Here is a 14,821-nt window from a genome sequence, read left to right on the forward strand (position 1 = left end):
AGGCTCAGCGCACCCCGCCGCGCCCTATGGACGAGACCGGAATATGCGTCTCGCCGGGCGCCGACCGGTATGACGCGGCACGCCACGCATGGCCGTACGCGACTTCGGCGGTCAGGCGGATCAGGCCGTCCGGCCCGCGTCCCGCCTCGATGGCCTCGACCAGCCGCGCGCGCCACGCGGGCGTGGCCAGCCCCCTCCTGCGGCCGCGCGCGGGATTGCCGCCCAGCCGCCGCACGTCGTCGAGCAGGCTGTCGGCGTGCCGGTAGGTGAAGGTAAGCACCTCCTGGTCCATGACCGGATCCGCGAAGCCGTTCTCGATCAGCAGATCGCCGAAATCGTGCATGTCGACGAACTCGGGCGTGACCGTATCCAGGCCGGCCCGCGCCACCGCCTCGCGCAGCTCGCGGAACGTCGCGGGCCCCAGGCAGCTGAACATCGCCAGCCCGCCCACGCGCAGCAGGCGGCGCCATTCGGCCAGCACCGCGTGCGGCTCGGGGTGCCAGTGCAGGGCCATGTTGGACCAGACGAGATCGAGCGACTCGGGCGGCAGGCCCGTGGCGGCCATGTCGGACTGGACGAACGCCGGCAGCGGCGGCGCGCCGCGGCCGGCCAGCTTGAGCGCGGAATGGCGCAGGCGCGCGCCCATCGACGCAGGAAGGTGCAGCCGGCGCGCATGGGCCAGCACGGCCGCGCTCAGGTCCACGCCGGTATAGGCGGCCCCGGGATAGCGCGCCTGGAGCCGCTCCAGCGCCGCGCCGGCGCCGCAACCCGCGTCCAGCATGGCTTTCGGCGCCAGCCGGATGTATTCCAGGCGCTCGAACATACGGGCGCCGATCTCGCCGTACAGGAACTGCGCCGCCTCCAGGTCGCCCCGGCGCCCGAACTGCAGCGCCACGTGCTCGCGCGCCAGGGGCAGCGTCGGCAGGCGTTCTGGATGGGAGCTTTCTGTCATTGCAACACGCACGAAAATCCAAGGAATTCCTAAACTGCGGCGCAAAAGCGCCCGGACGCGGTAGCCGCGTCCACCCTCCATGATGCCACCGACAGGTTTTTCATGCCCGCACCCTTCCCCCTGCCGCGCTGGCGGCACCTGGCGGCGCGCCTGCGCGCGCTCGTGCCGTCCGACTGCCCCCTGTGCGCCAGCCGCGGCCGCGGCGGCATGCTGTGCGCCGCCTGCGAGGACGCCGCCTGCCGGACCGCCCGCACCCTACCGGGCCTGGGTTTGCCGTGGCGCTGCGCCCGCTGCGCGCTGCCCCTGCCGGAGCACGACACCGCCTGCCCCGACTGCGCGGACCTCGCGCCGGCGTTCTCGCGCACCATCATCGCCTTCGACTACGCGCCGCCGGCCGACGCCCTGGTGCTGCAATTGAAGAACGGCCGCCGCTACGGCCGCGCCGACCTGCTGGGCAACCTGCTGGCCGAGGCCGTGCGCCACCAGCCGCAACCCCTGGAGTCCGGGACCGTATTGGTTCCCATTCCCGCCTCGTTCGCGTCGTTGCGGCGGCGCGGCTTCAATCCCGCCGCCGAGATCGCCCGCGCCCTGGGCCGCGACCTGGCGCTGCCGGTGCGCCACGACCTGCTGCGCCGCCGCCGCGAACAGGCCAAGCAGAGCGGCCTGGGGCGCCTGGGCAGGCGCGAGGCGGTGCGGGGGCTGTATGCTTGCGCGCCGCAGGCCCGGGGGCTGTGCGTCGGGCTGGTGGACGACGTCATGACCACGGGCAGCACCCTGCACGCGGCGGCGGCCGCGCTGCGGATGGCCGGGGCCGCCTCGGTGGTCGCACTGGCCGTGGCGCGCACCCCGGGGCAATTTCCCGCCGGTTTGCGTGCCAGGCCGCGGGCAGAATGTCGGGACTGAGGCAACAAACGATTTCGATCGATTTCAAACCCGGGCTTCTTGTCAACACATTGCGCCGCAACTGGAATACCTTAGAGGGCGCCGCGATCCGGGGCATTTTCCCCGCGGCGCGAATCAGGCAAGCCTTATCTGGAACTCCATGGCCGACATTCCCCCCCAGCCCGAACGGGCTCCGTCTTCTTCCCCGTCGAACGGCAAGAAAAAACAGCGCTGGCTCTGGCTGGCGGTCGTGGTCGCCCTGGCCGGCGGCGGATACTGGTGGTGGCACGCGCGCCAGCAGGCGGCGCCCGAAGCGGGCAAGCCAGGCGTCGGCGCGCCGCGCGGGCCGGGTGGACCAGGCGGGCCGGGCGGCTTCCAGGCCGCCACGCCGGTCCGGGTCTCGCCCGCCCGGGCCGAGGACATGAAGGTCTACCTGAAGGCGCTGGGCACGGTCACCGCGTACAACACGGCCACGGTGCGCAGCAAGGTGGACGGTGAACTGCAGAAGATCCTTTTCCAGGAAGGCCAGTTCGTCAAGGCCGGCGACCTGCTGGTGCAGATCGACCCCCGCCCCTACCAGGTGGCGCTGGCCCAGGCCCAGGGCACGCTGGAACAGAACCGCGCGCAGCTCGACAACGCGCGGCGCGACCTGGAACGCTACCAGACCCTGTACGCGCAGGATTCCATCGCGCGCCAGCAGGTGGACACGCAGGTGGCCCTGGTGCGCCAGTACGAAGGCACGCTCAAGACCAACCAGGCGGCGGTGGACAACGCCAAGCTGCAGCTCGACTACACCCGCGTCGCCGCGCCGATCTCCGGCCGCCTGGGCCTGCGCCAGGTCGACCTGGGCAACCTCGTGCGCAGCAGCGATACCAACGGCCTGGTCATCATCACCCAGACCCAGCCCATCTCGCTGCTGTTCACCATTGCCGAGGGCGATCTGCCCGACGTGCTGGCCCAGCTGCGGGCGGGCAAGACGCTGGCCGTCCAGGCCTATGACCGGGCCGACGTGCGCCACCTCGCCGACGGCGTGCTGACCACGGTGGACAACCAGATCGACACGACCACCGGCACGGTCAAGCTCAAGGCCCGCTTCGAGAACAAGGACGAGAGCCTGTTCCCCAACCAGTTCGTCAACGCCCGGCTGCACGTGCGCACGCTGGCCGGCGCCACGGTCATTCCCGCCGGCGCGGTGCAGCGCGGCACGCCGGGCACCTTCGTCTATGTGGTCAACGACGACAACACCGTCTCGCTGCGCGTGATCAAGCTCGGCCCGAGCGACGGCGAGCGGGTATCGGTGCAGGAAGGCCTCAAGCCCGGCGACCGCATCGTGGTCGAGGGCGTGGACCGCCTGCGCGACGGCGCACCGGTGCAGGTCGTGACCGGCGGCGAGGCCGTGCCCGAGGCGGCCGGCTCGCAGTTGCAGCGCGGTGCCGGCCAGGGCGCGCGCCGCCGCGGCAACGGACGCGCGGCGCCATGAATCCGTCGCGGCTGTTCATCCTGCGCCCGATCGCCACGTCGCTGGCGATGCTGGCGATCCTGCTGTCGGGCCTGATCGCCTACAAGATGCTGCCGGTCTCGGCGCTGCCCGAGGTCGACTATCCGACCATCCAGGTGGTGACGCAGTATCCCGGCGCCAGCCCCGACGTCATGACCTCGCTGGTGACGGCGCCGCTGGAGCGCCAGTTCGGCCAGATGCCCGGCCTGAACCAGATGTCGTCCATCAGTTCGGGCGGGGCCTCGGTCATCACCCTGAAGTTCAACCTCGACCTGCCGCTGGACGTGGCCGAGCAGGAGGTCCAGGCGGCCATCAACGCCGGCTCGAACCTGCTGCCCAACGATCTGCCCGCGCCACCCATCTACAACAAGGTCAATCCCGCCGACACGCCGGTCCTGACGCTGGCGATCAGCTCGCCCACGCTGCCGCTCTACCAGGTGCGCGACCTGGTGGACACGCGCATGGCGCAGAAGATCTCGCAGGTCTCGGGCGTGGGCCTGGTCAGCATCGCCGGCGGCCAGCGCCCGGCCGTGCGCATCCGCGCGAACCCGCGCGCCCTGGCCTCGGTGGGGCTGAACCTCGGCAACGTGCGCACCGCCATCACCGGCGCCAACGTCAACCAGCCCAAGGGCAACTTCGACGGCCCCAGCCGCGCCACCACGCTCGACGCCAACGACCAGTTGAAGACCATCGAGCAGTACCGCGACCTGATCATCGCCTACGCCAACAACGCGCCGGTGCGGCTGTCGGACGTGGCCGAGATCGAACGCGACGCCGAGAACACCCGCCAGGCCGCCTGGGCCGACGGCCAGCCGGCCATCCTTTTGAACGTGCAGCGCCAGCCCGGCGCCAACGTGATCCAGGTGGTGGACAACATCCGCAAGCTGCTGCCCGACCTGCAGGCGGCGCTGCCCAGCACGCTGGACGTGGCCGTGCTGTCGGACCGCACCGAATCCATCCGCTCGTCCGTCAAGGACGTGCAGTTCGAGCTGCTGCTGGCGGTCGCGCTGGTGGTCATGGTCACCTTCGTGTTCCTGCGCAATCTCACGGCCACCATCATTCCCAGCGTGGTCGTCCCGTTGTCGCTGATCGGCACCTTCGGCGTCATGTACCTGGCCGGCTTCAGCGTCAACAACCTCACGCTGATGGCGCTGACCATCGCCACCGGCTTCGTGGTGGACGACGCCATCGTCATGATCGAGAACATCGCCCGCTACCTGGAACAGGGCGAGACGCCGGTGCAGGCTGCCCTGAAGGGCGCGGCGCAGATCGGCTTCACGCTGATCTCGCTGACGTTCTCGCTGATCGCCGTGCTGATTCCGCTGCTGTTCATGGGCGACGTGATCGGCAGGCTGTTCCGCGAATTCGCCATCACCCTGGCGGTCTCCATCCTGATCTCGCTGGTGATCTCGCTCAGCCTGACCCCCATGATGTGCTCGAAGTACCTGCGCCACATCCCCGACGAGGAGCAGGGCCGGTTCTACCGCAAGAGCGGCGAATGGTTCGACCGCATCATCGCCGGCTACGACCGCATGCTGCGCTGGGTGCTGTCGCACCAGCCGCTGACGCTGCTGGTCGCGCTGGGCACGCTGCTGCTGACCGTGCTGCTGTACGCCGTCATTCCCAAGGGCTTCTTCCCCCAGCAGGACACGGGCGTCATCCAGGCCATCAGCGAAAGCTCGCCGTCGGTGTCCTTCGCCGCCATGGCGCGGCGCCAGCAGGCGGCGGCCGAGGTCATCCTGCGCGATCCGGACGTGGCCAGCCTGTCGTCCTTCATCGGCGTGGACGGCACCAACGCCACGCTCAATGCCGGCCGCCTGCAGATCAACCTGAAGCCGCACGGCGAACGCAGCGCGTCGGCGGCGCAGGTGATCGCCCGCCTGCAGCCGCAGTTGGACAAGCTGGAGGACCTGCGGCTGTACATGCAGCCGGTGCAGGACCTGACCATCGAGGACAGCGTCAGCCGCACCCAGTACCAGTTCACGTTGCAAGACCCCGACCTGGACACGCTGGGCACCTGGACGCGCAAGCTGGTCGAGCGGCTCAAGCAGCTGCCGCAACTGGCCGACGTGACCCACGACCTGCAGGACCGCGGCCTGCAGACCTACGTCGAGATCGACCGCAACGCCGCCTCGCGGCTGGGCGTGACGGCGGCCGACATCAACAACGCGCTGTACGACGCGCTGGGCCAGCGGCTGATATCGACCATCTTCACCCAGGCCAACCAGTACCGCGTGGTGCTGGAGGTCGCGCCGCAGTTCCGGCAGGATCCGTCGTCGCTGTCGCAGATCTACGTGGCCACCAGCGACGGCAAGCAGGTGCCGCTGACCAACATCGTGCGGGTGTCCGAGCGCACCACGGCGCTGTCGATCAGCCACCTGGGGCAATTCCCGTCGGCCACGGTGTCGTTCAACCTGGCCCATGGCGCCTCGCTCAGCGGCGCGGTCGACGCCATCCTCCAGGCCGAGCACGAGATCGGCATGCCGCTGGGCATCCAGACCAGCTTCCAGGGCGCGGCCCAGGCTTTCCAGGCCTCGCTGAACAGCACCCTGCTGCTGATCCTGGCCGCCATCGCCACGATGTACATCGTGCTGGGCGTGCTGTACGAAAGCTACATCCACCCCATCACCATCCTGTCCACCCTGCCCTCGGCCGGCGTGGGCGCGCTGCTGGCGCTGATGATCGCGGGCAGCGATCTGGACATGATCGGCATCATCGGGATCATCCTGCTGATCGGCATCGTGAAGAAGAACGCCATCATGATGATCGACTTCGCGCTCGAGGCCGAGCGCAAGCAGGGCATGGCGCCGCGCGACGCCATCCACCAGGCGGCGCTGCTGCGCTTCCGGCCGATCCTGATGACCACCTTCGCCGCGCTGTTCGGCGCGGTGCCGCTGATGCTCAGTACCGGTAGCGGCGCCGAACTGCGCCAGCCGCTGGGCATCGTGATGGTGGGCGGCCTGCTGTTCAGCCAGCTGCTGACGCTGTTCACGACGCCGGTCATCTACCTGATGTTCGACCGCCTGGGTCATGCGATGAACCGCAGGCGCGAGCGGCGCACGGCCTCGGTGGGCCAGCCGGGCGGTACGGCATGAACATCTCCGCGCCGTTCATCATGCGGCCGGTGGCCACGGTGCTGCTGGCCATCGCGGTGGTGCTGGCCGGCGCCCTGGCCTTCGTCAAGCTGCCTGTCGCGCCACTGCCGCAGGTGGACTTCCCCACGATATCGGTGCGCGCCAGCCTGCCCGGCGCCAGCCCCGAGACCATGGCCTCCAGCGTCGCCACGCCGCTGGAGCGCTCGCTGGGCAGCATCGCCGGCATCAGCGAGATGACCTCGCGCAGCACCCAGGGCTCGACCAGCGTCACCTTGCAGTTCGACCTGAGCCGCGACATCGACGGCGCCGCGCGCGACGTGCAGGGCGCCATCAATGCTGCGCGCACCATGCTGCCCAGCTCGCTGCGCAGCAACCCGACCTATACCAAGCGCAACCCCGCTTCCGCGCCCATCATGGTGCTGGCGCTGACCTCGCCCACGCTGGACCAGGGTCAGCTCTACGACGTGGGCTCGACCATCCTGGCGCAGCGCATCGCGCAGATCAAGGGCGTCAGCGACGTCCAGGTCGGCGGCAGCTCGCTGCCGGCGGTGCGGGTGGAACTGAACCCGACCGCGCTCAACCAGTACGGCATCGCGCTGGACGAGGTGCGCACCGCGTTGAACAACGCCAACGCGCGCGGACCCAAGGGCGTGCTCGAGAACAGCGACACGAGCTGGCAGGTCGCCACCAACGACCAGTTGCGCAAAGCCTCCGAATATCGCCAGCTGATCGTGGCCTACCGCAACGGCTCGCCGGTGGTGCTGAGCGACGTGGCGCGGGTCGAGGACTCGGTGGAAGACCTCTTCAACATGGGGTTCCTGAACAACAGCCCCGCCATCCTGCTGGTGGTGGGCCGCCAGCCCGCCGCCAACATCATCGAGACCGTGGACCGCATCCGCGAGGCGCTGCCGCAGATGCGGGCGCTGTTGCCGGGCGACGTCGCGCTCACGGTGGCGCAGGACCGCACGCCCAGCATCCGCGCCTCGCTGGCCGAGGCCGAGCACACGCTCGTCATCGCCGTCATCCTGGTCATCCTGGTGGTGCTGCTGTTCCTGCGCAACGTCCGCGCCGCCATCATTCCCAGCGTGGCGGTCCCGGTCTCGCTCATCGCCACCTTCGCCGTCATGTACCTGTGCGGCTATTCGCTCAACACCATGTCGCTGATGGCGCTGATCGTCGCCACCGGCTTCGTGGTGGACGACGCCATCGTCGTGCTGGAGAACATCTCGCGGCACCTGGAGGCCGGCATGTCGCCGCTGCGAGCCGCCCTCGTGGGCTCCCGCGAGGTCGGTTTCACGGTGCTGTCGATGAGCCTGTCGCTGATCGCGGTGTTCATCCCCATCCTGCTGATGGGCGACATCGTCGGCCGGCTGTTCCGCGAATTCTCCGTCACGCTGTCCGCCGCCATCCTGATGTCGCTGATCGTGTCGGTCACGCTGACGCCCATGATGTGCGCCCGCATGCTGCGCCCCGTGCGCGAAGCGCGGCCCCCGGGGCGGATCTCCCGCCTGATGGAAGCCGGCTTCGCCGGCATGACGCGGGGCTACGGCCGGGCGCTGCACTGGGTGCTGCGCCATTCGCTGCTGACCCTGATCGTGCTGGGCGTGGTGGTCGGGCTCAACGTGTACCTGTACGTGAAGGTGCCCAAGGGCTTCTTCCCGCAGCAGGACACGGGCCAGCTCATGGGCTTCATCCGCGCCGACCAGGGCACGTCCTTCCAGGCCATGCGCCCCAAGCTGGAGTACTTCCGCAAGGTGGTGCTGGCCGATCCGGCGGTCGAGAGCATGGTCGGCTACAGCGGTGGGCGCGGCGGCAGCAACACCAGTTTCATGATGATCCAGCTCAAACCCCTGGCCGAACGCAAGGTATCCGTGGACGACGTGATGAACCGGCTGCGCGGCAAGCTGGGCAACGTGCCTGGCGCGCGCATGTTCCTGATGCCCAACCAGGACATACGCATCGGGGCGCGCATGTCCAACTCCAGCTACCAGTATTCGCTGAAGGCATCGGAGCTGTCGACGCTGCGGACCTGGATGCCGCGCGTCCAGCGGGCGCTGGCGGCCCTGCCCGAACTGACCGACATCGACGTGGACGTCGAGGACAAGGGCCGGCAGATCTCGCTGGAGATCGACCGCGAGACCGCGACGCGGCTGGGGGTGAACATGTCCATGATCGCCGCGGTGCTGAACAACTCGTTCAGCCAGCGGCAGGTCTCGGTCATCTACAACCCGCTCAACCAGTACCGCGTGGTCATGGAGGTGGACCAGCGCTTCGCCCAGAACGCCGACGCGCTGCAGCAGGTCACCGTCATCACCTCGACCGGCGCCCGCGTGCCGCTGTCGGCCTTCGCGAAGTGGCGCACCACCAACGCGCCGCTGAGCGTCTCGCACGAGAGCCAGTTCGCCGCCGACACCATCGCCTTCAACCTGGCCCCGGGCGTATCGCTGGAACAGGCCACCCGCGCGGTCAACGAGGCGGTGGCCCGCATCAGCCTGCCGACCACCGAGATCCAGGCGGGCTTCGCCGGCAGCGCCAAGGCGCTGCAATCGTCGCTGAGCGCCCAGCCCTGGCTGATCCTGGCCGCCCTGGTCACCATGTACCTGGTGCTGGGCATGCTGTACGAGAGCTACATCCATCCGCTGACCATCCTGTCCACCCTGCCCTCGGCCGGGCTGGGCGCCCTGCTGGCGCTGATGATGCTGGGCCGGGAGTTCTCGCTGATCGCGCTGATCGGGGTGTTCCTGCTGATCGGCATCGTCAAGAAGAACGCCATCATGATGGTGGACTTCGCGCTGGATGCCGAACGGCGGCGCGGCCTGAGTTCGCGCGAGGCCATCCACGAAGCCTGCCTGATGCGCTTCCGTCCCATCCTGATGACCACCATGGCGGCCATCCTGGGCGCCGTGCCGCTGGTGATCAGCACCGGCGCCGGCGCCGAGCTGCGCCAGCCGCTGGGCATCACCATCGTCGGCGGGCTGGTCGTCAGCCAGCTGCTGACCCTGTTCACCACCCCGGTGGTCTATCTGTACCTCGACCGCCTGCACTGGCGGGCGCAACGGCGCTGGGGCCGGCCGCGATCGGCGGGCCTCGCGCTACCCGGAGACAATCTATGACCAAGACGTGGCCCGCCGTGGCGGGCACGCCCTGCCCTTCCCCGCTTGCCGATCGCCGCCCGCCGCGGGCCGGCGGCGCGCGCCTGGCTGTCTGCGCCGCGCTGGCCGCCCTGCTGGCCGGATGCGCCATGGGGCCCGATTACGTGCGGCCGACCGTGAACAGCGGCGTCCAGTTCAAGGAAGCCGCCGGCTGGAAGGCCGCCGAGCCTCGCGACGACGTGGGCCGCGGCCCGTGGTGGGAGGTCTACGGCGACCCCGAGCTGTCGCGCCTGATGGCGCAGGTCGAGACCGCCAACCAGACCATCGCGCAGGCCGAGGCGCAGTACCGGCAGGCGCTGGCCACCGTGCAGGCCACGCGCGCCGGGCAGTTCCCCACGCTGAGCGGCAGCGCCTCGGCCACGCGCAGCGGTACCGGCACGAGCAGCAGCACCACCACCAACAGCAGCGGCGTCGTCATCAGCCAGGGCGGCTCGCAAAGCATCCGCAACCAGTACAGCATGAGCGCCACGGCCAGCTGGGAAGCCGACTTGTGGGGCCGCATCCGCCGCAGCATCGAGGCCGACACCGCCAGCGCGCAGGCCAGCGCGGCCAACCTGGCCAACGCCCACCTGAGCGCGCAGGCCGAACTGGCGCGCAACTACTTCCAGTTGCGCATCATGGACGAGCAGCAGCGCCTGCTGGAAGCCACCATCAAGGTCTATGAACGCTCGCTGCGCCTGAACGAGAACCGCTATGCGGTGGGCGTCTCGGCCAAGGCCGAGATCGCCCAGGCCCGCACCCAACTGGAATCGACCCGGGCCCAGGCCGTGGACCTGCGCTGGCAGCGCGCCCAGCTCGAGCACGCCATCGCCATCCTGGCCGGCCAGCCACCGTCCGAGTTCAGCCTTGCCCCCACGACTTTCCAGGCCATGCTGCCGGCGGTCCCGGTGGGCCTGCCCTCGGAACTGCTGGAGCGCCGGCCCGACATCGCCGCGGCCGAACGCCAGGTCCAGGCGGCCAACGCGCGCATCGGCGTCGCCAAGGCGGCCTACTTCCCCTCGTTGACCCTGTCCGCCTCGATGGGCTATCGCAGCTCGCAGTTCTCGGACTGGCTGACCGCGCCGGCGCGCTTCTGGTCGCTGGGCCCCTCGCTGGCCGCGCCGCTGTTCGACGCCGGCCTGCGCCGCGCGCAGACCCGCCAGGCCGAAGCCACCTACGACCAGCAGGTGGCCGCCTACCGGCAGACCGTGCTGTCCGCGCTGGGCGAGGTGGAGAACTACCTGTCGCAACTACGCGTGATGGAAGAGGAACAGGTCGTGCAGCAGCGCGCCCTGGATGCGGCGCGCGAATCGCTGCGGCTCACCACCAACCAGTTCGAATCCGGCCTGATCGACTACCTGAGCGTGGTCACCGTGCAGACCTCGGCGCTCAGCAACGAGCGCACCGCGCTGTCATTGCTGGGCAATCGCCTGACCGCCAGCGTGAACCTGATCGCCGCGCTGGGCGGAGGCTGGCATGCGGACGCCCTGGCGTCCACGCGGGACGGCGCTCAGGCGGATTCGTCCACGCGGTGACGGCCGGCCAGGCGTGCGTCAGACGTCCACGACGGGAACGAAGCCGCCGAATATCATGCGCTTGCCATCGAAAGGCATGGTCTCGCCCATGGCCTTCATGCGCGGGTCGGACATCATCTTCTGGTTGGCGGCATCCCGTACTTCCTTGGACGGATACTCGAACCAGCTGAAGACGACCACTTCGTCTTCCTTGGCCTGCACGGCCCGGCGGAAATCGGTCAGCTTGCCGTCGGGCACGTCGTCGCCCCAGCACTCGACCATGCGCGTGACGCCGAATTCCTTGAACAGCGGCGCCGCGTCGGCGGCGTGCTTGATGTACTGCTCCTTGTTGGCGGCCGGCACGGCCACGAGGAAACCCTCCACATATTTCATCGCCATCGTCGATCTCCTTTGCGGGTGTGGCGGTCCGCCCCCGCGGCGGACCGGTCTTCGTTGGCGATCATGCCTCGCCAATTTGACATTTATGTTGATATCAACATAATAGCCTCATCATGTCAAAGAAAATTCCGTTCGACACCACGCAGGAAGTGCGCGACACCTGCCTGTGCCTGCATGTGCAGCGCGCGGCGCGGGCGCTGGCCAAGCGCTTCGACGATGCCCTGCGGCCGGCGGGCCTGACCAATGGGCAGTTCTCGCTGCTGATGGCGTTGAACCGTCCGCAACCGCCCTCCATCGCACCGGTGGCGACGCTGCTGGCGATGGACCGCACCACGCTGACGGCCGCGCTCAAGCCGCTCGAGCGCGACGGCATGGTGCGGATCGAGATCGATCCCGACGACCGCCGCAGCCGGTTGCTGGTCCTGACCGACGCGGGCCATCTTGCGCTGGCCCGCGCCCTGCCGATCTGGCTGGCCACGCACGCGGACGTCGAGGCCGGATTGCCGGACCAGGACGCGGATCGGCTGCGCGCCAGCCTGCGCGCGCTGGCTTGAGCCCCATTGGCCCGGCTCAGTCGATGCGCAGGCTGCGGGCCCGGATCACGGCGCCGAAACGTTCGGTGTCGGAACGCGCCTTCTGCATCAGCTCCGCGGGCGTGACCGCCAATGGCTGCCCGCCCAGGGTCGCCAGCCCTTCCCTGACTTCCGGCCGTTCGAGGATACGGTTGATCTCCGTGTTGAGGCGATCGACGATGTCGGCCGGTACGCCGGCCGGGGCATAGATGCCGTACCACGAGTTCGCTTCGAACCCTGGCAGCCCCGATTCGGCCAAGGTCGGCAGTTCGGGAAACAGCGGCGAACGCTTCAGGTCGGCAATGGCCAGCCGCTTGAGCTTGCCCGCGCGCACCTGGGCCAGGCCGATGCCGGGATCGAACATGTACTGCACCTGCCCGCCCAACAGGTCCGCCAATGCCGGGGCGGCGCCTCGGTACGGTACGTGCAGGGAGCGGATACCCGCCGCTTCGTTGAACATTTCCCCCGCCAGGTGCGGCAGGCTGCCGGTGCCGGCCGAACCGTACGACAGCTTGCCAGGATGCGTGCGTCCCCATTCGATGAACTCGCGCACGTTCGAAACCGGCAGCGACGCATTGGCGGTCAGGAATACCGAAACCCGCATGATGCCCGCCACCGGCTGCAAGTCCCGGTCGACGCTGAAGGACATATTGGGATACAGGGCAGTGTTGACCGCGAACACGCCGCCCGCGCTGGCCAGCAGGGTATAGCCGTCCGGCGCGGCGCGGGCCACCGCCTCGGCGCCGATATTGCCGTTCGCACCGCCGCGGTTCTCGATGATGACGGGCTGGTGCAGGACCTGAGCCAGCGGCGTGGCGACCAGGCGGGCCACCACGTCGACCGCGCCTCCCGCGGGATTGTTGACGACGATCCGGATCGGACCCGTGGGCCAGGCATCTGCCCAGGCCGGTGTACCCAGGGCCCAGGCCAGCGGCGACAACAACAGTCCCTGCCCCAGCGCGCGGCGGGCGCGAACGAACGATGCTTGCATTTTCCTTCTCCAGGAACGTTGCGGCCGACATACCGGGCGGCCACGGCCCGTATGGCTACCTGGCGAGCACCTGGCCGGTCACGGACGCCAGCCTCACGTCCACGACCGCCGCCTTGCCGCTGCGTACCGTGGCGAGCGCCTGGCGCAGCGTGGCTTGCAGTTGTTCACGGCCGTCGACGCGATACCCGACCGCGCCACCTGTTGCCTCGGCCACCGCCGAGAACTGCGTGCCCGCGCCGGCCGCCACCCAATAGGTATCGTTGCGCTGCGCGGGCCCTTCGGGATGGACGTAGACCGTCGACATCCGCGGCGACTTCCAGCCACCATTGTTGTAGACGATGGTCAAGTGAGGCGCGCGGTACGCGCCCGCGACCCAGTACGCGCTGCTCGGCACGCCGAACATGAAACAGCCGTCGCCGAGCAGGGTGATGACTTCGGCATCGGGATTCGCCAGCTTCACGCCGATCGCGGCATTCGCGCCCCAACCCAGCCCCGCGCCGTGATTGCCGTAGTAGCTTCCGGGCCGGTTCATGCGCAGGATCGCGGGGATCATCTGCGACGCTGACGGCGCCTCCACCAGCACGATCGACCGCTCGTTGACGAGTTCGCGCACGGCCCGCGTCAGTTCCACCGGCGTAATGGCGCCGTCGCCGCCGTCCGGTCCGAATGCCGGCGCATGGGCGCGGCGGGCTTCGGTGATCCAGGCAAGCCTCTCCGCCCGCAGCCGGTCCGCATCCTTGGCCGGCAAGCCGAGCAATTGCTCGAGCACCTGCCGGCTGTCGGCCTGGTAGCTGCGCTGGGCGGGGAAATGCCAGTAGCCCAGGCCGGGCTTGAGCGGATCCAGGTCGACATGAAATACCCTGGCTCCCTTGGCAGGCGTGACCCGGGACTCGATCCAGGGCACGTCGACGTCCACCATCAGGATCAGGTCAGCCTCGGCAATCAGGGTATTTCGCTGATAACCGAGATGGTGGGGATGATCGCCCGGGAAATTCAGGTAATGCGGTCCCAGTTCGCATACGCCGATGCCGAAGCGCTCGGACAGCTCCACCAGCCGCCCCACGCTTTCCTGCTGGTATCCCAGATACGTGGTCACGACCAGCGGCCGCCGCGCCTGCGCCAACGCACGATGCAACTCGAGCAGATCGTCCAGCGCCAGTCCCGCGAACTTCGAGACCGCCCAATTCCCGGCCTCGTCTTCCGGCGGCGACGCCGTGGCTTCCCACGTCTCGCGCGCGCCCGTCAGGTACACCGGTCCCTGGGGCATGGAGCACGCCAGCTGGTGGGCGCGGCGCACCACCTTGTCGGTCATCTCGGCACTGCGCAGCTCGTAGCACCACTTCATGTACTGATCGACGATACCGGCCTGGCGCGGCGCATCCTGCGTGTAGTGGATGTATTCGTTGCGGTGGCCCACGGTGCCCGCATGGGTGGAAACGGGAGACAGGCCCGCCACCACGATCGCGGGCACCCGGCCCCTGGCCGCGTTGTGCACGCTCGCGCCCAGGTTCTGGGTGCCGACGTCCACGTGCACCAGCACCAGTTGCGGCCGACGCGTCACCATCGCATAGCCGTGGGCCGCGCTGAGCGTGGTCATCTCGTGCGGACAGACGATGATGCGCGGCATGGGGCGGCCTTCCTGCTCCAGCCTGGCGAAGGCGTCGATGAACGCCGGATGGTCGCTGCCCAGGTTGGTGAACAGGTATTCGACCCCCAGGCTGGAGCAGACGCGCAGCAACTGCTCGGCAGCGGAAGGAAGACGATCGTCGGTCAGGATGGGTTCCATG

The 14,821-nt window shown here is 69.1% G+C and carries 10 protein-coding genes; 6 read left to right on the forward strand and 4 right to left on the reverse strand.

Annotated features, from left to right (window positions below; genetic code table 11):
* Window positions 1-4: 4 nt before the first annotated feature.
* A complete protein-coding gene (locus WKR98_RS01425; protein WP_341431817.1) occupies window positions 5-952 on the reverse strand; it encodes a methyltransferase domain-containing protein in 948 nt (315 codons plus the stop codon).
* A gap of 102 nt (window positions 953-1,054) precedes the next feature.
* Here WKR98_RS01425 and WKR98_RS01430 point away from each other — a divergent pair, with 102 nt between their 5' ends.
* From WKR98_RS01430 to WKR98_RS01450, 5 genes are all read left to right on the forward strand, one after another.
* Window positions 1,055-1,855 carry a ComF family protein gene (locus WKR98_RS01430; protein ID WP_341431818.1) on the forward strand — a complete coding sequence of 267 codons (801 nt, stop codon included), beginning with the start codon at window positions 1,055-1,057 and terminating at the stop codon, window positions 1,853-1,855.
* Between the two features lie 139 nt (window positions 1,856-1,994).
* Window positions 1,995-3,314, forward strand: a complete 1,320-nt coding sequence (locus WKR98_RS01435; RefSeq protein ID WP_124691534.1) for an MdtA/MuxA family multidrug efflux RND transporter periplasmic adaptor subunit — start codon at window positions 1,995-1,997, stop codon at window positions 3,312-3,314.
* Window positions 3,311-6,427, forward strand: a complete 3,117-nt coding sequence (locus WKR98_RS01440; RefSeq protein WP_341431819.1) for an MdtB/MuxB family multidrug efflux RND transporter permease subunit — start codon at window positions 3,311-3,313, stop codon at window positions 6,425-6,427. The genes WKR98_RS01435 and WKR98_RS01440 overlap by 4 nt, the downstream gene beginning before the upstream one ends.
* On the forward strand, window positions 6,424-9,540 hold the full coding sequence (locus WKR98_RS01445; protein WP_341431820.1) for a multidrug efflux RND transporter permease subunit: 3,117 nt from the start codon (window positions 6,424-6,426) through the stop codon (window positions 9,538-9,540). The genes WKR98_RS01440 and WKR98_RS01445 overlap by 4 nt, the downstream gene beginning before the upstream one ends.
* Window positions 9,537-11,093 (forward strand): efflux transporter outer membrane subunit, encoded by a 1,557-nt coding sequence (locus WKR98_RS01450; protein ID WP_341431821.1) that lies wholly within the window; start codon window positions 9,537-9,539, stop codon window positions 11,091-11,093. The genes WKR98_RS01445 and WKR98_RS01450 overlap by 4 nt, the downstream gene beginning before the upstream one ends.
* A gap of 18 nt (window positions 11,094-11,111) precedes the next feature.
* Here WKR98_RS01450 and WKR98_RS01455 read toward each other — a convergent pair whose 3' ends face one another.
* The gene (locus WKR98_RS01455) at window positions 11,112-11,465 is read right to left on the reverse strand and encodes a DUF1428 domain-containing protein (RefSeq protein WP_124692502.1); all 354 of its coding nucleotides are present in this window, start codon (window positions 11,463-11,465) and stop codon (window positions 11,112-11,114) included.
* A 119-nt stretch (window positions 11,466-11,584) separates the two neighbouring features.
* Between WKR98_RS01455 and WKR98_RS01460 the strand changes: the two genes are divergently transcribed.
* On the forward strand, window positions 11,585-12,025 hold the full coding sequence (locus tag WKR98_RS01460; protein ID WP_341431822.1) for a MarR family winged helix-turn-helix transcriptional regulator: 441 nt from the start codon (window positions 11,585-11,587) through the stop codon (window positions 12,023-12,025).
* A 16-nt stretch (window positions 12,026-12,041) separates the two neighbouring features.
* Here WKR98_RS01460 and WKR98_RS01465 read toward each other — a convergent pair whose 3' ends face one another.
* Both WKR98_RS01465 and WKR98_RS01470 read right to left on the reverse strand, forming a co-directional pair.
* Window positions 12,042-13,034 carry a Bug family tripartite tricarboxylate transporter substrate binding protein gene (locus tag WKR98_RS01465; protein ID WP_124691539.1) on the reverse strand — a complete coding sequence of 331 codons (993 nt, stop codon included), beginning with the start codon at window positions 13,032-13,034 and terminating at the stop codon, window positions 12,042-12,044.
* Window positions 13,035-13,089: 55 nt separating this feature from the next.
* Window positions 13,090-14,820: a thiamine pyrophosphate-requiring protein gene (locus WKR98_RS01470; protein WP_341433761.1), complete on the reverse strand. Its 1,731-nt coding sequence runs from the start codon at window positions 14,818-14,820 to the stop codon at window positions 13,090-13,092.
* Window position 14,821: the final 1 nt, after the last annotated feature.

The organism is Pigmentiphaga sp. YJ18 (assembly GCF_038066655.1).
Taxonomy (GTDB): domain Bacteria; phylum Pseudomonadota; class Gammaproteobacteria; order Burkholderiales; family Burkholderiaceae_B; genus Pigmentiphaga.

Excerpts from the sequence above, each read along its gene's own strand:
- WKR98_RS01425 (WP_341431817.1), bottom strand. The coding sequence starts at position 952 with ATGACAGAAAGCTCCCATCCAGAACGCCTGCCGACGCTGCCCCTGGCG.
- WKR98_RS01430 (WP_341431818.1), top strand. The coding sequence starts at position 1,055 with ATGCCCGCACCCTTCCCCCTGCCGCGCTGGCGGCACCTGGCGGCGCGC.
- WKR98_RS01435 (WP_124691534.1), top strand. The coding sequence starts at position 1,995 with ATGGCCGACATTCCCCCCCAGCCCGAACGGGCTCCGTCTTCTTCCCCG.
- WKR98_RS01440 (WP_341431819.1), top strand. The coding sequence starts at position 3,311 with ATGAATCCGTCGCGGCTGTTCATCCTGCGCCCGATCGCCACGTCGCTG.
- WKR98_RS01445 (WP_341431820.1), top strand. The coding sequence starts at position 6,424 with ATGAACATCTCCGCGCCGTTCATCATGCGGCCGGTGGCCACGGTGCTG.
- WKR98_RS01450 (WP_341431821.1), top strand. The coding sequence starts at position 9,537 with ATGACCAAGACGTGGCCCGCCGTGGCGGGCACGCCCTGCCCTTCCCCG.
- WKR98_RS01455 (WP_124692502.1), bottom strand. The coding sequence starts at position 11,465 with ATGAAATATGTGGAGGGTTTCCTCGTGGCCGTGCCGGCCGCCAACAAG.
- WKR98_RS01460 (WP_341431822.1), top strand. The coding sequence starts at position 11,585 with ATGTCAAAGAAAATTCCGTTCGACACCACGCAGGAAGTGCGCGACACC.
- WKR98_RS01465 (WP_124691539.1), bottom strand. The coding sequence starts at position 13,034 with ATGCAAGCATCGTTCGTTCGCGCCCGCCGCGCGCTGGGGCAGGGACTG.
- WKR98_RS01470 (WP_341433761.1), bottom strand. The coding sequence starts at position 14,820 with ATGGAACCCATCCTGACCGACGATCGTCTTCCTTCCGCTGCCGAGCAG.